Raw genomic sequence first — 24885 nt, forward strand, 5'->3', positions numbered from 1 at the left:
AACCCCCGGAGTATTTTTGAAAAGATGAAGGGTGAGGGCTGTGATACGGATCAATCTGGCTTTGCAGGGCGGCGGTGCGCATGGGGCGTTCACCTGGGGTGTGCTTGACCGTCTGCTGGATGAAGAAGACATCGAGGTTGCCGCTATCACCGGAACATCTGCCGGTGCGTTGAATGGTGCGGCGTTCAAATCGGGGATGGTTCATTCAGGACGCGAGGGCGCGCGCGCGCAACTGGATGGGCTTTGGAGGCGTATGGGCGCGATTGGTGACATGCGCATTGCCAATTGGTTTCGCGGGTTGGAACCGGCCGCAATCGCGCAGGCGATGGAATATTCGGTGCCGTTTTCCATTGGTGATGCCTGGTCGCGGATGGTGTCGCCTTATGCCTATGGTCCATTCTACAGCAATCCGCTGGAGCCGGTGGTGGACAGGTTCAATTTTGCGGAAGTTTGCGCCGATGCGGGACCCCGCCTGTTTGTGTGCGCCACCTGTGTGAGAAGCGGTAAGATCCGGGTGTTTACCGGCGAGGAGGTCTCGACAGATGCTATTCTGGCTTCGGCCTGCCTGCCGACACTGTTCAAGGCAGTCGAGATATTTGATCCAAAGACGAACCGGATCGAGGCTTATTGGGATGGCGGATATACTGGTAATCCGGCGCTCTATCCGCTGTTCAACACTGATCTGCCGGATGATGTGGTGATCGTGAATATCAACCCGTTGGAGCGCGACGCGGTGCCGGTCACACCGCAGCAGATCCAGAACCGGATCAACGAGATCAGCTTCAATTCATCCCTGTTTCGCGAATTGCGGGCAATCAGCTTTGTTCAGCGGCTTTTGAAAGAGGGCAAGCTGAAGGCCGGGGACATGAGCCGCGTCCTGGTGCATATGATTGCGGATAACGAGTTGATGAGCAGCCTGTCTGTTGCCACAAAAACCGTGCCCAACCCGGTTATATTGCACAAGCTGAAACAGGCGGGGCGGGCGGCGGCGGATCGTTTTCTGGCCAAGCATAAGAGCGATCTGAGTCAGACCAGTACTGTCGATCTGCCAGCCATGTTCGGTTAATCACTCGGGCGGTTGCGTGGGGTCTTTTTCGTTGGGATAAACGAGCCCGGCCGAAATCACCAGTTTCGCGGCATCCTCAATTGTCATGTCCAGCATAATGACGTCTTCCGCCGGAAAAAACAGCAAAAAGCCCGAGGTCGGGTTGGGGGTGGTCGGAACAAAGACGCTGAGCAGCTCTCCTCCGGTTTCTGCACGTTTGCTGATTTCGCCTTTGGCGGTTGTCGAGACGAACCCAATGGCCCAGATCCCACGGCGGGGGTACTGAATCAGGCAAGCCTTTTCAAAAGAGCGTTCGGTTTGGGCAAATACGGTTTCCGAGATTTGTTTGATCCCGGAATAGATCGAGCGGACGACCGGCATCCGATCTACCACGCTTTCGGCGAACAGGATCAGGGACCGCCCCAGAATTCCTTTGGCGATCCACCCTACGATCACGGTAAAGATCAGGAAGATCACCACACCCACACCGCGCAGGTTGATACCAACGTATTGTTCCGGTTGGAACTGATGAGGCACCAGCGGCAGGACCGCGCTGTCGATCCAACCGACAACAGACCAGATCAGCCAGATCGTCAGCCAGACCGGTGCAATGACAACCAGCCCCGTCAGGAACGACGCGCGCAGCCGTGCCAGCATGCCTGGGCGGCGATGATGCGGTTCTTCGTCGAACGGTGTATTCATCTTGGTTCCGAGTGGTTGTCGGGATTTAGGTAGTCAATCGGTGGCTTTGGCACAATAGGCTTGCGTTATCCCTGTTCTACCAGTGCCCGTGCAATCGCCGCAGCGAGGCGCGCATTGTTGCGCACAAGGGCAATGTTGGCAGTCAGCGAACGGCCTTCGGTCATTTCAAAGATACGTTGCAGCAGATAAGGCGTCACATCTTTTCCGGTAATCCGATGCGCAACTGCATCAGCCTGCGCCTCGGCGATGATGGGGGCCAGTATTTCGGCAGGGATCTGATCCGCGATCGGGATCGGGTTGGCCACAAGCTGCCCGCCGGGCAGGCCCAACGCGCGACGGGTTGCGTGGGCCTTGGCGATAGCTTCTGGCGTGTCCATGCGCAGGGGGGCGGCATAGGGTGATTTTGCAGACCAGAAGGCAGGGAACGCGTCCTGACCATGGGCGATGACGGGCACCCCCAGTGTTTCCAGAACCTCAAGAGTTTTGGCCAGATCGAGGATGGCCTTTGCCCCAGCTGCGACAACGGTGACCGGTGTATGGCCAAGTTCGTGCAGATCAGCCGAGATGTCGAACGTCGTCTCAGCCCCCTGATGCACACCGCCGATGCCGCCAGTAGCAAATACCTCGATCCCGGCGTAATGTGCGGCGATCATGGTGGCGGCGACGGTTGTGGCACCGGTGCCGCCGGTCGAGATGCAGGCCGCCATATCCGCGCGCGAGATTTTGGCAACGCCTTGAGCCTGACCCAGCCATTGCAACTGGTCGGGCTCGAGTCCCACGTGTAGTTTGCCTTCAATCACCGCCATGGTTGCCGGAACTGCGCCGGCATCGCGGATGTCCTGTTCGACCTGCGCCGCAACTTCGACGTTTTGCGGGTAGGGCATACCATGGGTGATGATGGTGCTTTCCAGCGCAACGATCGGTTGGTCTGCGTCTTTGGCAGCGCGGACCTCGGCTGAATACTGAATGTCGATCACAGTGGGGTTTCTCCGGAAACGTAGGTTGCTGCGGCATGCAGAGCGCGGGTCAGAGCCTCATCACTCGATGCGCCGCCGGATTCGGAGGCGATATGAGCCGCCATGAAGGTATCCCCGGCACCGGTCACACGGGTGACCAGAACGGATGGGGGTGTTTGGGTCAGAATTTCGTTTGAACTGCCGACCGTGGCTGAGTTTCCGCCGTCAGTCACCAGAACGCGTAGCGCGCCACGATCCAGAAGGCCTTTTGCAGCAGTTTCAGAATCGGTGAATTCGCGCTGGCACAGTATTCCTGCCTCTTCGAGGTTCACATAAAGTGTGGCGCGGGCATGCTTCAGGAAGGGCAATAGGCGCTCGGCCTTGCCGGGAGAGGCCGGGGCAACACGCAGATCGGCACGGGCAAATGCAGGGCTTTGGGCGATTTCTTCCAGCAGGTTCAGGGTCAGGTTGCCGTCAAGCGCAATGGGCCCTTCAAAGGGCGTGTTTTCATAACCAAGCGGGCCGTGCATCAGCGGACGCAGGATCTTAGCGCCAGCGGCTTCCAGCGAATGCGCATCGGCAATGGCCGCGATCAACCCGTTGGCACCTTCGACAGCCATATACCGGTCGGTCGGCAGGTCCTGCGAGCGATAGATGTGATCCGTGATCATTCCGAGGCGGGAACAGGCATGTATCAGCTCGTCGCCCTCGGGATCGCGGCCAATGGCGGTCAGCAGGGTTGGCGTCATACCAAAACGCACCAGCGTCATGGCTATGTTCATCGCAACACCACCCGGCAGGCGGGTTATCCGGCCGGGCACGTCCGAGCCTTGCCGCATGGCACTGGCCGATCGTCCGATCACGTCCCACAGGACCGAGCCGATACACAGGATATTACTGTTCTGAGTCATAAAGGACGTCATGCCGCAGCGGTGATGCCCATGCAAGTCAGAACGTTACCGCAATCAGAGATTTGCGGTGCACAGGTCCCATATGCCCTTTGGGCTTGCGATCTGCCGCCTTCGCGGGAACAATCGAAGGCAATGATTGGTGATTTGATTTTCCTGTTGGAGCTTTTCGTATGAATGGCCCTGCTTTCCGCGCCATCTTTCGAACCCTCAAAACCTGTGCCCTGAGTTTTCTTGTTCTTGTAACTTTGCATCCCGGATCGGGCAGGGCGCAATCCGCCCCGCCGACCGTCGTTGATTTCTGGGTCAAGTCCGACACTTTGTTTCTTGAGTTGAAATGGAATGCCGAGGCTATGTTGACCGGGAACAATCCCGCGCAGCCCGGTTCGTTTTCCGACGATCCAAACTACAAATCCTTGCGGCGACTGGTTTCCTCTGAACTGGAGCCCCAGATCAAAGAGTTCGTTCAGCTATGGAAACAAAATCTTGTGGTAGAGGCACCAGAGCGATTGAGTTTGTCTTATGAAGGTGTGCGTATTCCTGTAGTGGGGGATACGGAAAAAGTACGCATTTCCAAACTGTTGCTGACTGCACCTTTACCCGATCAGGTGTCAAACCTGCGTCTGACCTGGCCGTCAGAAAGCGGGCCAATAGTTCTGCGACAGCAAAATGTTGCAGCCCCATACACCGGGTATTTGGCTGCCGGTGAAACCAGCCCGCTGATCCCCTTGCAAGGCGGGGCATCTCTAACAACGCAACAAACATTGCAGACATATTTCACAAAAGGGGTCGATCAGTTTCTCCGAAACCCAATTAAGCCATCCATTCTTGTTTTGGCGCTAGTGTTTCTGTCTTTGAAATTGCGCCCAGTGGTGTCCCAACTGGTGTTCCTGTCAGCGGGCGCCCTGATCGGGCTTGGGCTGGGATTGTATGGCGTATTGGATGCGGGAAAGGTGAACGAGGCCCCGGTTCTGGTGGCTTCGACCATCGTTCTGGCGCTGTGGAACCTGGTTGCCCGGCGATTGCAGGTCTGGCGTTTGCTGGCGGTTCTCGCCATTGGCGGTCTTCAAGGTCTGGTAATTGCGTCGGCCCTGATCGGCATCGGGGTGCCGCCAGATCATCTGCCTCCGGCCATCCTGGGCTTTGGCGCCGGGAATATTCTGCCGCTTGTTGTTGTAGCCTTTGCGGGGCTTGCTCTGGCGCTTTTGTTTTCTGGCGGCTCACACCGTAAACGAGGCCGGATATCGGTTCTGGCCTCGATGCTGATTGCAGGTGCCGGGGTCTATTGGATTGTCGAGCCTTGGGTGCTGGGTTAAGGCAACGCGGCCAGCAGCGTTTTCAGCGCGCCCAGAGGATCGTCACTGCCCCATATCTCATCGCCAATGCCAAAGAAATCGGTGCAGGGGGCCAGGTCGCGGATCAGTTCGGGCGTCAACCCACCTTCGGCCACAACCGGAACCTCGATCATCTCGGACCACCATTGAAACAAGTCCTTTTCAGCGCGGGTCCCATCTCTCAGTTTGGCCGAGCCGACGGGACCGAAGGCCACATAATCCGCTCCGTTTTCGCCAGCAGTCATACCATCGTGGCTGGACGCGCCGCAAAAGCTTCCGACGATTGCATCGGCACCCAGTTCCTTGCGCGCGGTGCGGACCGAGCGTGCAGCATCATCCAGATGCACCCCGTCCAGCCCCAGGCGCTGCGCCAGCAATACATGGTTCGATATCACGATGGCCACGTCGCGCGAATGGGAGACTTCGCGACAAGCGTCCGCTGCACGGGCGATGGTATCTTCGTCGCTTCCGGCCAAAGCGAGGCGGATACAGGCAATCTCGACCCCGTCCAGAACCGATGCCAGCTTGTTCGTGAACGTGCTCAACTCGATGGTCGGAGGCGTGATCAGGTAAATCTGCGGCTGCTCGGGGGTGTCCATGGGCGCGTCCTTCGGCTTTCAGTCTTTGGCGCGGTTTAGCGGATTGCGGCTGGGAAGCAAACTTTTATGGTCCAGAGCCTGCAAATAACGCCCCTGCGCCTTGCCCTGCAAGAGCCTGCCAATTACAGCAGGCCAAGTTTTCTTAAGGTGAGCCATGCCCAGCGTCAAACCCCAGCCTACCTTCGTGCTTGTGCGCCCGCAAATGGGTGAAAACATCGGTGCTGCTGCGCGGGCGATGTGGAACTTTGGGCTGGACCGGATGCGTATCGTAGCCCCGCGTGACGGCTGGCCGAACCCCAAAGCGGTGGCAATGTCCAGCGGAGCAGGGCGCTTGCTGGATGAGGCGCAGCTGTTTGACGACTTGGCCGGGTCGCTGGCCGACAGCACGTTTGTCTTCGCCACGACAGCCCGTCAGCGGGGCTTGACCAAACCTGTCTACAGCCCCGAACACGCAATGAAGGTTGCCGCCGAAAAGATCGCTGCGGGCGAGAAGGTTACCGTTCTGTTCGGCCCTGAACGCGCAGGGCTAGAGAATGAAGACATCGCCAAGGCCAACGCGATCATCTCGGTGCCGGTAAACCCGGAATATGCTTCGCTGAACCTTGGTCAATGCGTATTGCTGACCGCCTATGAGTGGATGCGCCAGACCGGCGAAGTGGTGCATGAATCGACTGACCTGGGCAAAGGTGACTGGGCCACTGGGGTCGAGGTCGAAAAACTTGTCGAGCATTACGAGGACAGGCTGGAGGAGGCGGGGTTCTTCTACCCTCCCGAAAAGGCCGAAGGGATGAAGGTAAACCTGCGCAACCTGTGGTCGCGGATGCGGATGACGCGGGCCGATGTGCAGATGTTGCACGGGATCATGCGTCAGATGGTCCGCTGGAAGGATAAAGGCTGAGGCTGGACCTATCTTTGCCCAAGCCCTAGCTTGCGACGAAATCAGGACATGAGGACAGCATGAGCGGTAAGCGCAGCATCTTCGAAGAGGTCACGGACACCAAAAAACAACAGGCGGTTCAACCCGGTATGATCGACCGGGGGCGCGGCGGCGCGCGCAATGCGATCCGCGTCTGGCTGATGATCCTGTTTGCTCTGGTCGTTGTGATGATCGCGGTTGGCGGCTTGACGCGCCTGACTGACAGCGGCCTCTCGATCACCGAATGGCGCCCGATCACCGGAGCTTTGCCGCCGATGACCGAAGCGGACTGGCAGGCAGAGTTCGACAAGTACAAGCAGATTGACCAATGGCGCATCCAAAACCAGTGGATGGAACTGGGTGATTTCAAATCCATCTATTGGTGGGAATGGGGCCATCGTCAGTTGGGTCGCATGATCGGTCTGGTCTGGGCCGCTGGATTTCTGACTTTTCTTCTCACCCGCAAGATCCCGACAGGGTGGACGGGAAAGCTGATCGTTCCGGGTCTTCTTGGCGGTCTGCAGGGCGCTGTTGGTTGGTGGATGGTGGCCTCGGGCGTCACCCAGGGTGAAGGCATGACGGCTGTTGCAAGTTACCGTCTGGCAACGCATTTGGGGCTGGCTTTTGTGATCCTGGGAGCGCTGGCCTGGTACATCTTTGAACTCGGCCGGGAAGAACGTGACCTGATGCAGGCGCGCCGGGCCAAAGAGGTCAGGCTGTTTTCATTGTCCACAGGGCTGATGCATTTCGCCTTTTTACAAATACTCATTGGCGCGCTTGTCGCCGGGATCGACGCCGGGCGGTCTTACACCGACTGGCCGCTGATGGGAGGGCAGTTGCTTCCACCGGATGCGACTATGTTGGAGCCGATGTGGCGAAACTTCTTTGAAAGCCCCGGTCTGGTACAGTTCATCCACCGGTGTGCAGGGTATCTGCTGTTCATCTTCGCCGTTGTCGTCTGGCGACGTGGCAGCGGCAGCGCGCATCCGCAGACGCGTTTTGCCTTCAACGCTGCTTTCGCCGCGCTTTCGTTACAGGTCGTCGTCGGCATCGTGACCGTGGTTTACGGCGCGCCATGGCAGGTCGCTATCTTCCACCAGTTTATGGCCGTCATCGTTTGGACGCTGATCCTGCGCGCGCGGTTCCTCACGGCTTATCCAATCGCAACATCTGTGCGCGGAGTTTAAAAATTATGACCGCTTTCAATGAACTGATGACCTTTCAGCGGGAAACTTCGGCTTTGGGCCAGATCGCCGGTCGGCTTGGCTGGGATCAGGAAACCGTCATGCCGCGCGGCGCAGCGCCACAGCGCGCCGAAGAAATGGCAGCTATCGAATCTGTCCTGCACGCACGCCGTTCTGATCCTCGTGTTGCCGAATGGCTGGATCAGGCCGCACCTCAGGATGAGGTCGGCAAGGCGCAGATGCGAGAAATCCGGCGCGCGTATGATCGCGCGGTAAAGGTACCTGCCGATCTGGCGACGGCGATTGCCCGTGTGACATCCGCCGCGCAGGGAAAATGGGCGCAGGCGCGCGCGGACGAAGATGTCTCGGCCTTTCTTCCGGTTCTGGAAGAGGTCGTATCGCTGAAACGACAGGAAGGCGAGGCGCTGGCACAAGGGGGCGACGTATACGACGCCATGGTCGAAGATTACGAGCCTTACACGACCAGCGCACAGATTGCGGATATCTTCGACCAGATGCGCCCACGACTGGTGGCCCTGCGCGCCGCTGTGCTGGAGCGACCCGAACCCGCTGCCCTGAACCGCAGTTTTGATGAGCAGACCCAGATGCGTCTGACACAAAAACTGGCGATCGCTTTTGGCTATGACCTGAACAATGGCCGCGTGGACAAGGCGGTTCACCCGTTCAGTTCCGGCAGCGGTCTTGACGTCCGCATCACCACGCGAACCAGCGAAACCGACCCGTTCAACTGTTTCTATTCCACCATTCACGAGGTGGGCCACGCCGCCTATGAACAGGGGATCGACAGGAAATACCTGCTGACACCGCTCGGCTCTGGTGTGTCGATGGGCGTGCATGAAAGTCAAAGCCGGATCTACGAAAACCAGTTGGGTCGGTCGCGGGCCTTTACCGGTTGGTTGTTCGAACAAATGAAAGTGGCGTTCGGCGATTTCGGCATTGCCGACCCGGATGCGTTTTATGCGACGGTCAACCGCGTCCATAACGGCTATATCCGCACCGAAGCGGATGAGGTCCAATACAATCTGCACATCATGCTGCGGTTTGATCTGGAACGCGCGCTGATGGCCGGAGACTTGCAGGTCGGCGATCTGGAAGCCACCTGGAATGATCGGTTCAAGGCGGATTTCGGTTATGCGGTCGACAAGCCCTCGAACGGTTGTTTGCAGGATGTGCACTGGTCGGTTGGCCTGTTCGGTTACTTCCCGACATACTCGCTGGGCAATGTCTATGCTGGGTGCCTCTACCAGGCCTTGCGCGGCTCTGAGCCCGATCTTGACGCGCAACTGGCCTGCGGCGATACCACCGGCGCAACCAGCTGGCTGCGTGAGCATGTACAGCAGCATGGCGGCCTGTATGCTCCGCGCGAGGTGATTGCCCGTGCCAGCGGCATCGAACCCGGACCGGCCCCATTACTAAGCTATCTCGAGGCCAAGTTCGGCGCGCTCTACGATTTGTGAGTTTCCGAATTGCCTCCCAAGCGTTAGAATCGGTGCACCGATACCATCGCCTGGGAGGCAATGATGACCGGAAAAGCCCGCAAGAAAGCCAGTGATTTTGACCCGCGTATCCTCGAGATATTCGACGGATATGTGCACGGCACGATGTCCAAGCGAGAGTTCATCTCAAAAGCCGGTAAATACACGGCTGCCGGAATGACAGGCGCAATGATTCTGGACCAGTTGCAACCCAATTACGCCTGGTCGCAACAGGTGGCCCCGGACGATCCCGCGATCCAAACTATGGTGGTCGCATATGACAGCCCGGATGGGCATAGCGAAACCAGCGGCCTGATGGCGATGCCGGCAAATGCCGCGGGTAAACTGCCAGCGGTACTGGTCGTGCACGAGAACCGGGGTCTGAACCCTTATATCGAGGACGTTGTGCGCCGCGCGGCCAAGGCCGGTTTCCTTGCTTTTGGACCTGATGGGTTGTCCCCCCTTGGCGGCTATCCCGGTACTGATGAAGAAGGGCGCGAGATGCAGCGCTCGATGGACCGGGAAAAACTGATGGCGGATTTCTTCGCCGCCTTTGAATTCCTTCGTGATCATGATCTTTCAACCGGCAAAGTTGGCGCTGTCGGCTTCTGCTATGGCGGAGGTGTTTGCAACGCGTTGGCCGTGGCCTATCCGGACCTTGCGGCCTCGGTGCCATTCTACGGTCGGCAACCACCAGCCGAAGATGTTCCGTCCATCGTAGCACCCCTTATGATTCACTATGCCGGTCTGGACGAGCGTATCAACGCTGGATGGCCTGCATATTCAGAGGCGTTGAAAGCCAATCAAAAGAAGTTCAGCGTGCACTTCTATCCGGATGTCAATCACGGTTTTCACAATGATACGACGCCCAGGTATGACGAAGCTGCGGCAAATCTGGCTTGGAGCCGGACCATTGCATTTTTCAATGCCTACCTGACATGAACCAGACCCCGGGAACCGTCGAACCGGTGCCCGGAGTTACTGTCATTCTTCCTCGTCGCCCTGATCGGCGATCCACGCGACGCTGACGACTTCTTCGCCCTTGCCGGTATTGAAGACCTTCACGCCGCCCGCGGAGCGTGAGCGGAAGGAGATGCCATCGACCGGCACCCGGATAGATTGGCCTTTTGACGTGGCCAGCATGATCTGATCATCGATCTCGACCGGGAAGGATGCAACCAGATCGCCACCGCGCATCGCCTTGTCCATCGCCGCCACACCCATGCCGCCACGTCCGCGCACAGGGTAGTCGTGGCTTGAACTCAACTTGCCTGCACCTCCGGCGGTTATGGTCAGGATCAGGTTTTCGGCCGCCGACATCTCGGCATATTTTTCCTGGCTGAAATCGCTGCTTGCTGCGGCTTCCTCGTCGTCACCGGCATCTTCTTCGGTAAGCCCCGCAACCGCACGCCGCATTTTGAGATAGGCCACACGATCTTCGGGGGTCGCCTCGAAATGGCGGATCACGGACATCGAAACGACGCGGTCACCGTTGGTCAGCCTGATCCCCCGGACACCTGTGGATTCGCGCGAGTTGAAGACACGCACGTCAGTTGTCCGGAAGCGGATCGCGCGGCCGGAATTGGTGACCAGCATCACGTCTTCGTCTTCCGAACAGATGCGCGCATTCACCAGTTCAACGCCGTCAGGCAGTTTCATGGCAATCTTGCCGTTGCGCCGGACATTGGTGAAGTCCGACAAGCGGTTGCGACGCACGTCACCTGCGCTGGTGGCAAAGACGATCTGGAGGTTTTCCCATTCCTCGTCCGGTACATCCACGGGCATGATCGCGGCGATGGAAACGCCGGTTGGGATCGGAAGGATGTTGACGATGGCTTTACCTTTGCCGGTGCGCCCGGATTGGGGCAAGCGCCAGGTCTTGAGCTTGTAGACCATCCCGTCTGTTGTGAAGAACAGCAATTGTGTATGGGTGTTCGCAACAAAGAGGTTGGTAACAACATCCTCTTCCTTGGTCTGCATCCCCGAAAGGCCCTTGCCACCGCGTTTCTGGGCGCGGAAATCTGCCAGCGGCGTGCGTTTGATATAGCCGCCCGAAGTGACGGTCACGACCATGTCTTCACGCTCGATCAGGTCTTCGTCTTCCATGTCACCGGACCAGTCGACGATCTCAGTACGGCGGTCGACCGCGAACTGTTCACGCACGCTGCGCAACTCATCAGCGATGATGCTCATGATCCGTTCGCGCGAGGAAAGAATATCAAGGTATTCCTTGATCTTGGCAGCCAGTTCTTCCAGCTCGTCCGTAACTTCTTTGACGCCCAGTTGAGTCAGTCGTTGCAAGCGCAACTCCAGAATGGCACGGGCCTGCACCTCGGTAAGGTTATAGGTGCCATCGTCATTCATCTTGGACAAAGGATCATCGATCAGGCGCAGATAGCCAGCGATGTCGGAGGCAGGCCAGCGGCGGGTCATCAGTTTTTCGCGCGCTTGCGCCGCGTCCGCAGACGACCGGATCGTTGCAACCACTTCATCGACATTGGACACCGCCACAGCCAGGCCACACAGGATGTGGCTGCGTTCGCGCGCCTTGCGCAGGTCATAGGCGGTACGGCGGGCAACGACATCTTCACGGAAGTCGATGAACGAGGTCAGGAACCGGCGCAGGGTCAGTTGTTCGGGGCGGCCACCATTCAGCGCCAGCATATTGCATCCAAAGGAGGTCTGCATCGGCGAAAAGCGGTAGAGCTGGTTCAGCACCACCTCGGGCGTCGCATCGCGCTTGAGCTCGACCACAACGCGTACGCCGTTGCGGTCGGATTCGTCCTGTACATGGGCCACGCCTTCGATCCGCTTCTCGCGCACCGCCTCGGCGATCTTTTCGATCATCGAGGCTTTGTTCACCTGATAAGGGATCTCGTCGACAACGATGGCATAGCGGTCCTTGCGGATTTCTTCCACTCGGGTCTTGGCGCGGATGATGACGCTGCCACGGCCCTCCAGATAGGCCTTACGCGCACCGGAGCGCCCAAGCATCACGCCACCGGTTGGAAAGTCGGGGCCGGGGACGTATTCGATCAACTGTTCTGATGTAAGGTCGGGATCGTCGATCAGCGCCAGAGTCGCATCGACTACTTCGCCAAGGTTGTGCGGCGGAATGTTCGTCGCCATCCCCACGGCGATACCTCCGGCACCATTGACCAGCATGTTCGGGAAACGGGCCGGTAGAACCGTCGGCTCCCGATCCTTGCCGTCATAGTTGTCCTGAAAATCGACCGTTTCTTTTTCGATATCAGCCAACAGGGAAGCAGCGGGCTTGTCCATCCGCACTTCGGTATACCGCATCGCCGCCGGGTTATCGCCGTCCATCGAGCCAAAGTTGCCCTGACCATCCAGCAGCGGCAGTGACATCGAAAAATCCTGCGCCATCCGCACCAGCGCGTCGTAAATCGCACTGTCACCATGCGGGTGGTACTTACCCATCACGTCGCCCACCGGACGGGCCGATTTGCGGTACGCCTTATCGTGCGTATTCCCCGTTTCGTGCATTGCATAAAGGATACGCCGGTGCACCGGTTTCAGCCCGTCGCGCAAATCAGGGATCGCGCGGCTGACGATGACCGACATGGCATAGTCCAGATAGGACGTGCGCATTTCGGATTCGATGGAAACCGTCGGGCCGTCATAGACTGGGCGCTCGGGCGGGATTTCATCCATGTTTTCGGGGATTTCTGGCGTATCGCTCACGTAAACTGCCCGTGTCTTGTTCTGGGTCTATATCTTGTGGGTGTATCTTATCAGACCCGGCACATAAGGTGCAAGCAAGCAGCGCCTTTACGGGGAATTTCCCCGGTAATACTCAAGTAACATATTGTTATATAAGTATTAGAAGGTTTTCGTGGTATCTTGAATGGACCTTGTATCAAACAGGAGGTCTGCATGAAGCCAAGCGAAACCGAACTGATGCTCAAGGGGTATGGGCTGACGACGGCGGAGTTTTTCTATCATCTGCCCGATTACATCCACGTGTTGAACACGTTCATCTGGCAGGATTACGACCTTGCGCCGGATCATCCGAAACTGTTCAAATTCATCGACTTCTGGCAGCGCGAAATCGAAGGTCCGCTGCATTCTGTCAAGTTCACCCACCGCAAAATGATCGCACCCGGAGAGTGGCGCAACATGGTGGGCGAGTTTCGTGTGAATTGAGCGAGGGGCAAGTGCAGGTTCTGATGCTACATTCTCTCAAGGTAAAAAAGCCAAGGGACCGGCGCGTACACACTATTACAACTGGAACGAAGTCCGGTAATTCCTGAACTGATCAGCCAGAACAACTGGCTCCGCCCAGCACACAGAACTTGGCGCAATGGGGATGGTTCAGGTGAACGTCTGCTTCGGATTCGGCCAGAGAATGACCCAACTCGAACTCAGGCTCGTAGGGCAAAAGGGTACAGGCCAGCACCGCCGGGTGATCAGCGCCTTTCCGTTTCACCACCATGCGGGCGCTGGCGCACATCAACGCATCGGGTGACTTGTTCAGTATATCCCAGCAAGCCGTTGTAATCTCGGGCACTTCGACAGTTTCGTCCATTTCTGGGAACAGGACGGTCTGTGTCGGATCATACGGGTCTATGCCAAAGCCGTGTTCTGAAAAGAATGCGGCGTAACCCGCACGACTTTCCGTGTCAGACTCATCCCAAACGGTGCGTCCGGCGACAGCCATGTTAAAGCCGTGATCGTGCAGCCACTTCATACCCGTCAGGGTTTTTTCAAAGCTTCCTTTGCCGCGTTCAAGGTCGTGCAGTCCTGCCCGGTAATGATCTACGGAAACACGCAGGGTCAGCTTGTCATTGAATGTCTTTTGCAATGCCAGCAGCCCGTCGCGCATCTTGCGGCGCATCATCGGGGCCATCGCGTTGGTCAGGATCAGAACTTCGTACCCACGCTCCAGCGCGGCGCGTGTCATGTCGATCATCTCGGGGTTCATGAAGGGCTCGCCGCCCGTAAAACCAATTTCACGCACCGGCCAATTGCGGGCTTTGATCTGATCAAGATAGTCACGAACCTCGTCCGCAGTGATATAAACCAGCGCATCATTGGTCGGGCTGCTGGCGATATAGCAGTTGGCGCATTCAATATTGCACAGCGTGCCGGTATTGAACCACAGCGTCTGAGGGTTGGAAAGGGAAACCTTTGCGCGGGTCTGGCCGTCGGCCGTTACCAGTTTACGCTGAAACTTGCCGACATTGGCAAGCTGAGGGGCGTTGTCTTTCATTCCCACATCCGGTTCGTTGAAGTTGTCAAACTGATCTAGCCCTTTGTCGCGGATTTGGTAAGTCTGGCGCAGAGGTTCTGACAGAGTTTTGAACAGCGAGATTTATTAAATTTTGATTGCGCTAACATTGGACATGCTGGAAGTGTCAGGGTAAGGACAACTCATGGTTTCACGTGTCATCCCTGTTGATCCATTTGATCTGATCATTTTCGGCGGCACCGGTGATCTGGCGCAGCGCAAAATCCTGCCTGCGCTTTACCGTCGGTATTGTGCGGGTCAGTGGCACGAGGATGCCCGGATAATAGCAGCCGCGCGTGCCGGTCATTCGGCGGATGATTTTCGTAACATGGTTGCTGCGTCGCTGCATCGGCACGCTTCGGAACGGGCGCAGGATTCGCAAGCCCTGAACCGTTTCCTGCAACGGGTCGACTATGTATCGCTGGATGCCCTGACGACGGATGGTTGGGATGTACTGGGCGAAAAACTCTCGCCCGACCGGGTTCGCGCTTTCTATTTCTCGGTCGGTCCCAGCCTGTTCGGGCCATTGGCCCAGCGGGTTAGGGCGTATGATCTGGTGACAGAAGAAACCCGTATCGTGGTCGAAAAGCCGTTTGGACATGATTTGGCAAGCGCAAGGGATTTGAATGCCACATTGGCCGCGCATTTTGATGAAAATCAGATTTACCGTATCGACCATTATCTGGGCAAGGAAACCGTCCAGAATCTGATGGCGGTCCGGTTTGGCAATATGCTGTTCGAACCGCTGTGGAACAGCCAGTATGTCGACCATATCCAGATAACGGTTGCGGAAACTGTTGGTGTCGCAGGGCGCGAAGATTATTATGAGCGCGCGGGCGCGATGCGGGACATGGTGCAGAACCACTTGATGCAGCTGCTCTGCCTGATTGCGATGGAACCTCCGGCCAAGTTTGATCCTGACGCAGTTCGGGATGAAAAGCTCAAGGTGATCCGGGCGCTTGATTCGGTTGAACCGCACCACATCGTGCGGGGGCAGTTTGCGGTCGGTCCAGACGGGCCGGGGTACCGGGACTGCGTTGGCAATCCGCGATCAACCACCGAAAGCTATGTGGCGTTGAAGGCCCATATCAGCAATTGGCGTTGGGCAGGTACGCCGTTCTACCTGCGCACCGGTAAGCGTCTGGTGGCGCGCTCGTCGGTGATCAACGTGATGTTCAAGGACGCGCCGCATTCGATATTCGGGGAAGAGGCGGGGCGCCATGCAAATACGTTGTCGATCCGGTTGCAGCCGAACGAGGGGATCACGCTGAAGGTGACGATCAAGGAACCCGGGCAGGGGGGGATGCGACTGATCGACGTTCCCTTGGACATGAGCTTTGCCGAAGCCCTGGGCCCCGAAAATCAGGACCCGCCAGATGCGTATGAACGCCTGGTGATGGACGTGATCCGCGGAAACCAGACCCTGTTCATGCGCGGGGATGAGGTCGAGGCCGCCTGGGCCTGGACCGATCCGATCATCGCCGGATGGTTGGCACGTGGGGATGTGCCCAAGCCTTATGACAGCGGCAGCACGGGGCCGGGCGACGCCGAACTTCTGATGAAACGTGACGGACGTCACTGGCAAGGGATAAAGCCATGAAAATTCAGGAATATGCTGATCGCGAAATGCTTGCCATCGACGTGGCCAACGTGCTGGCGGGCGACCTTGAGGCCGCATTGCTGCACCATGATACCATTGCAATGGCCGTTCCTGGGGGAACAACTCCGGGCCCTGTTTTTGATAGCCTGTGTGCCGCTGATCTTGAATGGGATCGTGTGCGTGTGTTGCCGACGGATGAACGCTGTGTGCCAGCAGATCATGACCGCTCGAACGAACGTTTGATCCGCGAAAGGTTGCTGACCAGCCGGGCCTCTGTGGCACAATACATTCCGCTTTATGTCCCTGATTCAGAACCTGAGGCAGCGTTGCCCGAAATCGAGTCGCTGATTGCGCCGGTATTGCCATTGTCGGTGCTGGTACTGGGAATGGGCGAAGACATGCACACGGCCTCATTGTTTCCGGGAATGGAAGGGCTGGACGAGGCATTGCGCAGTGATGCACCTACGTTGATCGTCGCCCGGACCGAAACGCAGCCAGAGGCGCGAATTTCCCTGACCGCTCCGGTCCTGGACGGGGCGCTGTCGAAACATCTGATCATCTATGGACAGGCAAAACGCGCCGTTCTTGAAAAAGCCATGTCGCTACCACCGGAAGAGGCACCGATCGCCGCAGTTCTTGGTGGCATGACCGTACACTGGGCGGAGTAAGGCAATGCATCTGGATGCTTTGAGAACACTGGCTCAGACGACAAGTGACCGTCGTATCCTTGACCTGTTTGCGGCAGATGCAAACCGGGCCGAAGGATTTTCGGCCTCAACCGGGGATATGGTATTCGACTATTCAAAAACACAGATCGATGATGCGGTGCGATCCGCGCTCATTCAATTGTGTGCAGAGGCTGGTCTTGCGTTTCGGCGTGATGCGATGTTCGCGGGCGAGAAGATCAACGAGACCGAAGGGCGTGCGGTGTTGCACACGGCCTTGCGCAACCTTGATGGCGGGCCGGTTGAAGTGGACGGTCAGGATGTCATGCCCGAGGTTCTGGATACGCTGCAACGGATGCGCGTGTTCGCTGAGGAGGTGCGTGGCGGTGCTATCGCTGGAGCGGGGGGCAACTTTACCGATGTGGTCAATATCGGCATCGGCGGGTCAGACCTCGGCCCTGTCATGGCCACATTGGCGCTGGCACCTTATCACGATGGACCACGGGTGCATTACGTCTCGAACGTGGATGGGGCGCATATCGCGGATACGTTGCGGCAGCTCGACCCGACGCGCACGCTGGTCATTGTCGCCTCAAAAACCTTCACCACAATCGAAACAATGACCAATGCGCGCACCGCCCGCGCGTGGATGTCAGAAGGCGGCGGCGATCCGTCGCGCCAATTCGCCGCCGTTTCCAGCGCTTTGGACAAGACGAAAGCCTTCGGTATTCCCGAGGCGCATGTATTTGGTTTCGCCGATTGGGTCGGTGGGCGTTATTCGGTTTGGGGGCCGGTCGGCTTGCCGGTCATGATTGCTGTTGGTTCAAACGCATTTGACGCGTTTTTACGCGGCGGGCAGGCGATGGACCTGCACTTCCGCTCGGCTGACTGGGATGAAAACATGCCTGTGATGCTGGCATTGGTTGGCATCTGGCATCGTCAGGTTCTGGGGCATACCAGTCGTGCGGTGCTGCCTTATGACCAGCGGCTTTTGCGCCTGCCCGCATATTTCCAGCAGTTGGAAATGGAATCGAATGGCAAATCCGTGGCGATGGATGGCTCAACCCTCGCAATGCCTTCAGGTCCTGTCGTCTGGGGTGAGCCTGGCACCAATGGACAACACGCGTTTTACCAGCTGATCCATCAGGGTACGGGTGTCATTCCCTGCGAATTCATGGTTGCGGCCGAGGGGCATGAACCCGAATTGACCCATCACCACCGTCTGCTTTTGGCCAATTGTCTGGCGCAGTCCGAGGCCCTGATGCGTGGCCGCTCGTTCGAAGAAGCGCGTCAGCGTATGGCGCAGCAGGGGTATCTGGGGGATGAACTGGATCGACAGGCCCGGCACCGGGTTTTCCCCGGCAATCGTCCCTCGACAACATTGATTTACCCCAAACTCACACCGTTTGTGTTGGGTCAGATTATTGCGCTTTACGAACACCGGGTGTTTGTCGAAGGCGTGTTGCTGGGCATCAACTCATTCGACCAATGGGGGGTTGAGCTGGGCAAGGAACTGGCCAACTCGCTTGGTCCCATCGTGGACGGTGAAGAAAGCGCCGAGGGCAAGGATGGGTCGACCGCAGCATTGGTCGCCTACGCGCTGAAACACCGGGATTAAGCGGTGGAAATGTAGTCCGCTATCGGTGTGGGCTGCATTCTTTTATTGTCAGACAATTAAATGATTGGCAGGGTTCCGTCTTAGGAAACGGCTGGACTGACGGTACGGGAGACACCCCTGCTTGTCAGTGCCAGACAGAACAGGCAGGGGCCAGGCAAGGCCCCGCCCATGACGGGAGGATGTCCATGCTGGGACAGATGATGACGCAGCCTTTGCTGATTTCGTCGCTGATTGATCACGCACAGCGTTACCACGGTCAGACCGAGATCATCTCGGTCGAAACGGATGGAACGGTGACCGAAACCAATTGGTCCGAGATAGCTGTGAACGCCCGGCGTTTGGCGTCGGCCCTGACGCGGCTGGGTCTGGAGCCGCAGGACAGGGTCGGTACGCTGGCCTGGAACAATCGTCGCCATCTGGAGATCTATTATGCCGCCTCGGGTGCGGGATATGTCTGTCACACTGTCAATCCGAGGCTTTTTCCTGAACAACTGACGTATATCATCAACCATGCTCAGGATCGGGTGTTGTTCTTTGATGCAACCTTCGTCCCGCTGGTTGCCACCTTGCACGGTGCGCTGACGGATGTTCGCCATTTTGTTCTGATGGGCCCCCGCAATGATGACGCTGCAGCAAAGATACCCGACCTGAAATTTTATGATGAGCTGATCGAAAACGGTGATGCGGCCTTTGATTGGCCTGAACTGGATGAAAACACCGCGTCAGGGCTGTGTTACACGTCGGGTACAACCGGCCATCCCAAGGGGGTTCTTTATTCCCACAGATCGACGGTCCTGCACAGCTTCGCGTCGAATACGCGCGATGTGATCGGCTTTTCGGCGATGGATGTCGTGATGCCCGTCGTTCCTATGTTCCACGTTAATGCATGGGGGTCGCCTTATGCCTGCGCCATGTCAGGCTCGCGTCTTGTGCTGCCCGGCCCGGATTTGCATGGCGAGGCGCTGGTCAACCTGATCGACACCTATGGTGTGACGCTGGCCATGGGGGTGCCAACAATCTGGCAGGGACTGTTGGCACATGCCACCAAATGCGGGACGAGTTTGAAAAGCCTCGAACGGACCGTGATTGGGGGTGCCGCTTGCCCACCCTCGATGATGGATATCTTCCGGAATAAATATGGCGTCGATACGGTCCATGCGTGGGGCATGAGCGAGATGAGCCCGCTAGGCACGGCCAACCACCCATTGGCCAAACATCTGGTGCTGCCTCTGGACGAACAACACCTTATCCGTCTGAGTCAGGGCCGGCCACCGTTTGGGGTTGAACTGAAAATCGTAGATGATGACGGCAACGATCTGCCGCATGACGGTGAAACGCAGGGCGATCTGATGGTGCGGGGGCATTGGGTGCTGGACAGCTATTTCCTGCTGCAGGATCAGGATTTGTTGCAAGACGGGTGGTTCGCCACAGGCGACGTCGCAACGCTGGACGCCGATGGTTACATGACCATCCGGGATCGATCCAAGGACATCATCAAGTCCGGAGGGGAGTGGATCAGCTCGGTCGAACTTGAAAACATCGCTGTTGCGCACCCGAAACTGGCAACTGCCGCCGTTGTCGGTGTTCCGCATCCGAAATGGGACGAACGGCCCTTGCTGGTCGCTGTAAGGGCCGAGGGTGAGGATCCAAGCGAAGAAGAGGTTCTGGCCTTCTTCGAAGGGAAAATCGCCAAATGGCAGATTCCTGATAAAGTCGTCTTTGTTGACGCGCTGCCGCTGAACGCAACCGGAAAGGTGCTGAAACGCAACCTTCGTGCGGATTTCAAGGATGCCCTTGCGGGGTGAGATGTGATCTTGCGGGGTGAATTGGCTCCGGCGGTAGGGATCGAACCTACGACCAATTGATTAACAGTCAACTGCTCTACCGCTGAGCTACGCCGGAACGGTCCGCGCCGTATAGCAACCGGAGTATCCGGCGTCCAGAGGGCGGTCATCATTTTTTCAACGAAAAAGCCCCAGAAAACCGATGTGGTTTCTGACTCTGACAAAAGATTGAATATTGGGAAATTTTGGCTCCGGCGGTAGGGATCGAACCTACGACCAATTGATTAACAGTCAACTGCTCTACCGCTGAGCTACGCCGGAACTGAGGGGCGTATAACAATCCGGATTTCCGACGTCCAGAGGTTAAGCACGCGAACTTAAAAAAATTTGTGTGGCGTCAAAAAACTCTGCGAAAAACCGCAGTGGCAGATAATTCGCTGTGCGGTGACACCTGCTTTTTTCCTGTCAGATCAACGAGGTGGGCAAAAACGTTTCGCTCTGCGGCTGGCAGCAGGGTCGCGGGTGTGTCGGTGTAGATACGCTCGGCCAATTGCCGCGCCGTTCCGTCTGCATCCCCCAATGCAGTCAGAATCTGGGCTTCTCGGTTTTGCCTGTGTCGTATCAGCCAGTCCAATCGCGCTGCGGGGTCTGTGATCGGTGCACCGTGGCCCGCGTGAAAAACTGACCAGTCGCGCGCGCGCAGGCGGTGGCAGGCCGTCATGAAATCAGTCAGGTCTCCGTCCGGTGGTGACACCAGCGAACTGGCCCATCCCATCACATGGTCAGCGGTGAAACAGGTATCCTTCCATGCCAGCGCAATGTGGTTTCCCAGATGCCCCGGGGTGTGAATAACCTCAAGCTGCCAGTCATCGCCCAAGATGACCTCACCATCCGCAACCTCGACATCCGGTCGAAACGCGGTGTCGATGCCTTCGCCACCTCCGGCCAACCCACGCGCTGCAAGGGTTGTCATAACAGCGCTGCGACCGGCTTCGGGGCCACCAAACGCATAGATCGCAGCTCCCGTTCGCGCGGCAAGGGGTGCTGCCAAGGGTGAGTGATCCAGATGTGTGTGCGTGACGACTATGTGGCTGATTCTCTGACCAGGTCGCAGTTCATTCAGGATCGCGTTCAAATGCTCTACGCTTGCGGGGCCGGGATCAATGACGGCAATGTCGCGATCGCCCAGCAGATAGGTGTTGGTTCCGCGATAGGTCATCGGTGACGGGTTGGGGGCCAGAATGCGCCGAAGACCCGGTTGCAATTCTGTCGCAACACCCGAAGGCGGATTGAATTCGTCAGGTGCCTGCATTCTGTGCTCTTCCTCTTGTACGGGCAGCCCGCTAGGTTTAGCGCATGTCCACGCACTGGCTCAAACCCTATATGCCACGCAGCCTTTACGCCCGGGCAGCATTGATTCTGGTTCTTCCTGTGATCGTGCTGCTTCTGGTCGTTGGAGTTGCTTTTCTTCAAAAGCATCTGGAAGATGTCACTGACCAGATGACGCGCGCAGCCTCAAGGGAAGTGATGCTGATCACCACCATGATGGAGGGGGCCGAGACGCAGCACCAGGCATTGGCCGAAGTGCGCCCGGATCTTCTGGCGCTGGAAATGCAGGCCAGATTTCTGCCCGCCAACGAAACTCCCAAAATTGACCGTCCACGGTGGTACGACTTCATAGCACCGCAGGTCGAGGCCGAACTTCGTGCAAGGTTGCCAGAGCTGAGTGCTGTAGCGTTGCCAAGCAGCCGCGAAGCGCGTCTGTACCTGGATACACATCTGGGGGTGCTGGAACTGACCTTTGACCGGCGCAGATTGTCGCCAGCGGCGCCGCATCAGTTGATCGTGACGATGCTGTTTTTCGCGATCATAATGACCTCGATTTCATTTCTGTACATGCGAAACCAGTTGCGCCCTATCACACGGCTGGCCAATGCGGCGCAGGCGTTTGGACGAGGGCGGAGCGTACCATATTCACCGGGCGGTGCCATCGAAGTACGCGCGGCGGGGAATGCGTTTTTGGATATGCGGTCACGGATCGAACGTCAGATCGAACAACGGACGCTGATGTTATCAGGCGTAAGCCATGATCTGCGCACGCCTTTGACGCGCCTGAAGCTAGGACTGGCCATGCTGCCCGAGGATGAGGCACGACCTTTGCTACAGGATGTAAAGGAAATGCAATCCTTGGTTGATGCATTCCTCGAATTTTCGCGCGGGGCGTCCGAAGGATCGCCCGAGGAAATCAGCCCGGCGGAATTTGTTCGACAGATTGTGGATGACGCCAATCGGGCAGGGCATCGGGCCGAGTTGGTCACTGTCGAGGGTGAGGGAACGGCAATGCTGCGCCCTATGGCTGTTCGTCGGGCCGTTGAAAACCTGATCGGCAACGCCGTGCGCTACGGCAGCCGTGCTGAGGTCAGCCTGTCGCTGAACGCCAAGTCAATGCGCATCCGTGTCGAAGATGATGGCCCTGGAATTCCCGCAGAGCAGCGCACAGAGGCGGTCAAACCCTTTACGCGGCTCGACCCAGCGCGCAACCAGAATCAGGGCAGTGGCGTGGGTTTGGGGTTGGCGATCGTGGCGGACGTTGCGCGCGCCCATGGTGGAACTCTGAGACTGGCCAAAAGTGAACGCCTGGGCGGTTTGTGCGCGGATATAATTATTGGCCGGTAAACGCCTGGCACCTTTGCCGCTCCAAACCTGCGCCAATATGACGATATTCTGAGCCGAGGCGCTGGATTTCTCGCGAAATGATTTCGGAGTTTTTAGCAAGACCTGTCATCCCACGGCGATTAAACCGAAACCGAAAATCAGTGAACAGAATAAATGCGTCTGATTTCCAAGCGTATGTAGACAGGGTACGCAAGACGTGACGAACGCCTGAGGTCATAAATACAAACAAAACCAGCAGGATGGGCGGTGTGTTCAAGGCAAGTGGCGGTGATTTGGTAGGCCCGGAGGGACTCGAACCCCCAACCAAAGCGTTATGAGCGCTCTGCTCTAACCAATTGAGCTACAGGCCCGCCTAGGCGCATTGCGTATCACGGTGAACAGCCGCGTCAAGCCTGACCGTTGCAACAAACGCCACAATCGAATAACCCGCCCGCAAAGCATTCAAAAGGAACTGGCCATGACAGCGGGCAAGAACGGAATCACCTATGCCGATGCAGGCGTAGATATTGACGCGGGCAATGCTCTGGTTGACCGGATCAAGCCCGCAGCAAAGCGAACCAACCGCCCCGGCGTGATGAGCGGTCTGGGCGGTTTCGGCGCACTGTTCGACCTGAAAGCTGCTGGGTATCAGGATCCCATTCTGGTTGGTGCCACGGACGGGGTTGGTACAAAACTGCGAATTGCGATCGATACCGGCGTCGTGGATGGGGTTGGCATCGATCTGGTGGCCATGTGTGTCAATGACCTGATCTGTCAGGGGGCCGAGCCCCTGTTTTTTCTCGACTATTTCGCGACAGGCAAGTTGGACACAGATACAGCCGCGCGGATCATTGAAGGAATTGCCGAAGGCTGTGCACAATCCGGTTGTGCTCTGATTGGTGGCGAAACTGCCGAGATGCCCGGTATGTACCCTGATGGCGATTTCGATCTGGCCGGATTCTCGGTCGGGGCAATGGAACGCGGTGCCGATCTGCCTTCGGGGGTGCAGGCGGGGGATGTGCTGCTTGGTCTGGCCTCGAACGGAGTGCATTCCAACGGGTACTCACTGGTACGTAAACTCGTCGAACTGTCTGGGCTGGGCTGGGATGCACCGTGCCCCTTTGGTGAAGGTTCGTTGGGCGAGTCACTGCTTACGCCGACGCGCCTTTATGTCAAACCGGCCCTGTCCGCGATCCGCGAAGGTGGCGTTCACGCACTGGCCCATATCACCGGTGGCGGTCTGACCGAGAACCTGCCGCGCGTATTGCCGGAAGGGCTGGGGGCCCAGATTGATCTGGACAGCTGGCAATTGCCGTCTGTATTCAGCTGGATGGCGCAGATTGGCGGTATTGCGGAAGCCGAGATGCTCAAGACCTTCAACTGTGGCATCGGTCTGATCATTGTGTGCGACCCGGATAGGGCCGATCAGCTTTCGACATTGCTGGCCGAGGCCGGCGAGACGGTGGCGCGGATCGGCGCTGTCACCGAAACGCCCGGAGTTGCCTATTCGGGCAAACTGTTGTGAGCCCCAAGCGCGTCGCGATCCTGATTTCGGGGGGCGGGTCCAACATGGTGTCGCTTGTCGACAGCATGACCGGTGATCATCCGGCGCGGCCCTGTTTGGTTCTGTCCAACAATGCGCAGGCGGGCGGGCTGAAAAAAGCTGCGGACCGTGGCATTCCGACCGCAGTGGTTGATCACCGGCCATTCAAGGGCAATCGCGCAGCCTTTGAGGCTGAGTTGCTGAAGCCTTTGGAAGAAGCGCGGCCGGATATTGTCTGCCTGTCCGGGTTCATGCGGGTCCTGACCGCGGATTTCGTTACCCGCTTTCAGGGGCGAATGTTGAACATCCATCCGTCATTGCTGCCCAAATACAAGGGGTTACATACCCACGCGCGCGCAATTGAAGCGGGAGATGCGGAACATGGATGTTCGGTTCATGAGGTGACGGCGGCCCTGGATGATGGCCCAATTCTGGGTCAGGCACGGGTGGATATCGAACCAGCAGATACCCCGGACACTTTGGCCGCAAAAGTTCTGATCTGGGAACATGAACTTTATCCGGCGGTGCTGCGCCGCTTTGCTGAAGGCAACAGGTCACCTGTTCTCATGCCCTGAGGTTCCGAGGGTGATTTACACTCGCCTGAAAATCGTCCTATGGTCGTCGGTATC

21 protein-coding genes and 3 tRNA genes are annotated in these 24885 nt (G+C 57.7%); 14 read left to right on the top strand and 10 right to left on the bottom strand.

The features are described 5' to 3' along the window. Positions 1-40 precede the first annotated feature (40 nt). Positions 41-1066 carry a patatin-like phospholipase family protein gene (locus tag AC2FND_RS00560; protein WP_480919751.1) on the top strand — a complete coding sequence of 342 codons (1026 nt, stop codon included), beginning with the start codon at positions 41-43 and terminating at the stop codon, positions 1064-1066. Here AC2FND_RS00560 and AC2FND_RS00565 read toward each other — a convergent pair whose 3' ends face one another. The 3 genes from AC2FND_RS00565 to AC2FND_RS00575 all read right to left on the bottom strand — a co-directional run bounded on the left by AC2FND_RS00565 (position 1067) and on the right by AC2FND_RS00575 (position 3614). Beyond that, complete coding sequence (locus AC2FND_RS00565; protein WP_480919630.1) at positions 1067-1747, bottom strand: DUF502 domain-containing protein; 681 nt, start codon at positions 1745-1747, stop codon at positions 1067-1069. Positions 1748-1812: 65 nt separating this feature from the next. After that, positions 1813-2724 (bottom strand): pseudouridine-5'-phosphate glycosidase, encoded by a 912-nt coding sequence (locus tag AC2FND_RS00570; protein ID WP_496767284.1) that lies wholly within the window; start codon positions 2722-2724, stop codon positions 1813-1815. Beyond that, positions 2721-3614 (bottom strand): PfkB family carbohydrate kinase, encoded by an 894-nt coding sequence (locus AC2FND_RS00575; RefSeq protein ID WP_496767286.1) that lies wholly within the window; start codon positions 3612-3614, stop codon positions 2721-2723. The genes AC2FND_RS00570 and AC2FND_RS00575 overlap by 4 nt, the downstream gene beginning before the upstream one ends. Before the next feature lie 170 nt (positions 3615-3784). Here AC2FND_RS00575 and AC2FND_RS00580 point away from each other — a divergent pair, with 170 nt between their 5' ends. After that, positions 3785-4927, top strand: coding sequence for a HupE/UreJ family protein (locus tag AC2FND_RS00580; RefSeq protein WP_496767288.1), 1143 nt, complete (start codon positions 3785-3787; stop codon positions 4925-4927). On the opposite strand, the gene AC2FND_RS00585 is transcribed toward AC2FND_RS00580, so the two are convergent. Then, positions 4924-5544 carry a thiamine phosphate synthase gene (locus AC2FND_RS00585; RefSeq protein ID WP_496767289.1) on the bottom strand — a complete coding sequence of 207 codons (621 nt, stop codon included), beginning with the start codon at positions 5542-5544 and terminating at the stop codon, positions 4924-4926. The genes AC2FND_RS00580 and AC2FND_RS00585 overlap by 4 nt on opposite strands. A gap of 154 nt (positions 5545-5698) precedes the next feature. Between AC2FND_RS00585 and AC2FND_RS00590 the strand changes: the two genes are divergently transcribed. From AC2FND_RS00590 to yghX, 4 genes are all read left to right on the top strand, one after another. Next, a complete protein-coding gene (locus AC2FND_RS00590; protein ID WP_496767291.1) occupies positions 5699-6442 on the top strand; it encodes an RNA methyltransferase in 744 nt (247 codons plus the stop codon). A 59-nt stretch (positions 6443-6501) separates the two neighbouring features. Beyond that, the gene (gene ctaA, locus AC2FND_RS00595) at positions 6502-7647 is read left to right on the top strand and encodes a heme A synthase (protein ID WP_209503790.1); all 1146 of its coding nucleotides are present in this window, start codon (positions 6502-6504) and stop codon (positions 7645-7647) included. A 5-nt stretch (positions 7648-7652) separates the two neighbouring features. Then, positions 7653-9122, top strand: coding sequence for a carboxypeptidase M32 (locus AC2FND_RS00600; protein WP_496767293.1), 1470 nt, complete (start codon positions 7653-7655; stop codon positions 9120-9122). A gap of 63 nt (positions 9123-9185) precedes the next feature. After that, positions 9186-10082: a YghX family hydrolase gene (yghX, locus tag AC2FND_RS00605; RefSeq protein ID WP_496767295.1), complete on the top strand. Its 897-nt coding sequence runs from the start codon at positions 9186-9188 to the stop codon at positions 10080-10082. 42 nt (positions 10083-10124) lie between these two features. Here the strand turns inward: yghX and gyrA are convergent, their stop codons facing one another. Continuing rightward, positions 10125-12845: a DNA gyrase subunit A gene (gene gyrA / locus AC2FND_RS00610; protein WP_496767297.1), complete on the bottom strand. Its 2721-nt coding sequence runs from the start codon at positions 12843-12845 to the stop codon at positions 10125-10127. A gap of 192 nt (positions 12846-13037) precedes the next feature. Here gyrA and AC2FND_RS00615 point away from each other — a divergent pair, with 192 nt between their 5' ends. Then, the gene (locus AC2FND_RS00615) at positions 13038-13307 is read left to right on the top strand and encodes an usg protein (RefSeq protein WP_209503794.1); all 270 of its coding nucleotides are present in this window, start codon (positions 13038-13040) and stop codon (positions 13305-13307) included. A gap of 112 nt (positions 13308-13419) precedes the next feature. Here AC2FND_RS00615 and AC2FND_RS00620 read toward each other — a convergent pair whose 3' ends face one another. Next, entirely contained in the window at positions 13420-14373 is a 954-nt protein-coding gene (locus tag AC2FND_RS00620) for a radical SAM protein (RefSeq protein WP_496767299.1), read from the bottom strand. 163 nt (positions 14374-14536) lie between these two features. Here AC2FND_RS00620 and zwf point away from each other — a divergent pair, with 163 nt between their 5' ends. The 4 genes from zwf (at position 14537) to AC2FND_RS00640 (ending at position 20079) form a co-directional block, all read left to right on the top strand. Beyond that, positions 14537-15991 (top strand): glucose-6-phosphate dehydrogenase, encoded by a 1455-nt coding sequence (gene zwf / locus AC2FND_RS00625; RefSeq protein ID WP_496767301.1) that lies wholly within the window; start codon positions 14537-14539, stop codon positions 15989-15991. Further along, positions 15988-16659: a 6-phosphogluconolactonase gene (pgl, locus tag AC2FND_RS00630; RefSeq protein ID WP_496767303.1), complete on the top strand. Its 672-nt coding sequence runs from the start codon at positions 15988-15990 to the stop codon at positions 16657-16659. Before zwf ends, pgl begins: the two co-directional genes overlap by 4 nt. A gap of 4 nt (positions 16660-16663) precedes the next feature. After that, complete coding sequence (pgi, locus tag AC2FND_RS00635; protein WP_496767305.1) at positions 16664-18274, top strand: glucose-6-phosphate isomerase; 1611 nt, start codon at positions 16664-16666, stop codon at positions 18272-18274. Positions 18275-18459: 185 nt separating this feature from the next. After that, the gene (locus AC2FND_RS00640) at positions 18460-20079 is read left to right on the top strand and encodes a long-chain-fatty-acid--CoA ligase (protein WP_496767307.1); all 1620 of its coding nucleotides are present in this window, start codon (positions 18460-18462) and stop codon (positions 20077-20079) included. Between the two features lie 22 nt (positions 20080-20101). Here AC2FND_RS00640 and AC2FND_RS00645 read toward each other — a convergent pair. From AC2FND_RS00645 to AC2FND_RS00655, 3 genes are all read right to left on the bottom strand, one after another. Next, positions 20102-20176 (bottom strand) — tRNA-Asn (locus AC2FND_RS00645). Positions 20177-20304: 128 nt separating this feature from the next. After that, positions 20305-20379 (bottom strand) — tRNA-Asn (locus tag AC2FND_RS00650). Between the two features lie 76 nt (positions 20380-20455). Next, on the bottom strand, positions 20456-21370 hold the full coding sequence (locus AC2FND_RS00655) for an MBL fold metallo-hydrolase (RefSeq protein WP_496767309.1): 915 nt from the start codon (positions 21368-21370) through the stop codon (positions 20456-20458). Positions 21371-21414: 44 nt separating this feature from the next. Between AC2FND_RS00655 and AC2FND_RS00660 the strand changes: the two genes are divergently transcribed. Then, positions 21415-22734 carry an ATP-binding protein gene (locus AC2FND_RS00660; RefSeq protein ID WP_496767311.1) on the top strand — a complete coding sequence of 440 codons (1320 nt, stop codon included), beginning with the start codon at positions 21415-21417 and terminating at the stop codon, positions 22732-22734. Positions 22735-23007: 273 nt separating this feature from the next. On the opposite strand, the gene AC2FND_RS00665 is transcribed toward AC2FND_RS00660, so the two are convergent. Then, positions 23008-23084: transfer RNA gene (locus AC2FND_RS00665), tRNA-Ile, on the bottom strand. 107 nt (positions 23085-23191) lie between these two features. On the opposite strand from AC2FND_RS00665, the gene purM reads away from it, so the two are divergent. Beyond that, positions 23192-24238, top strand: a complete 1047-nt coding sequence (gene purM, locus AC2FND_RS00670) for a phosphoribosylformylglycinamidine cyclo-ligase (RefSeq protein ID WP_496767313.1) — start codon at positions 23192-23194, stop codon at positions 24236-24238. Beyond that, positions 24235-24831: a phosphoribosylglycinamide formyltransferase gene (gene purN / locus AC2FND_RS00675; protein ID WP_496767315.1), complete on the top strand. Its 597-nt coding sequence runs from the start codon at positions 24235-24237 to the stop codon at positions 24829-24831. Before purM ends, purN begins: the two co-directional genes overlap by 4 nt. Positions 24832-24885: the final 54 nt, after the last annotated feature.

The sequence above is a fragment of the Ruegeria sp. BHSB056 genome (assembly GCF_059613305.1).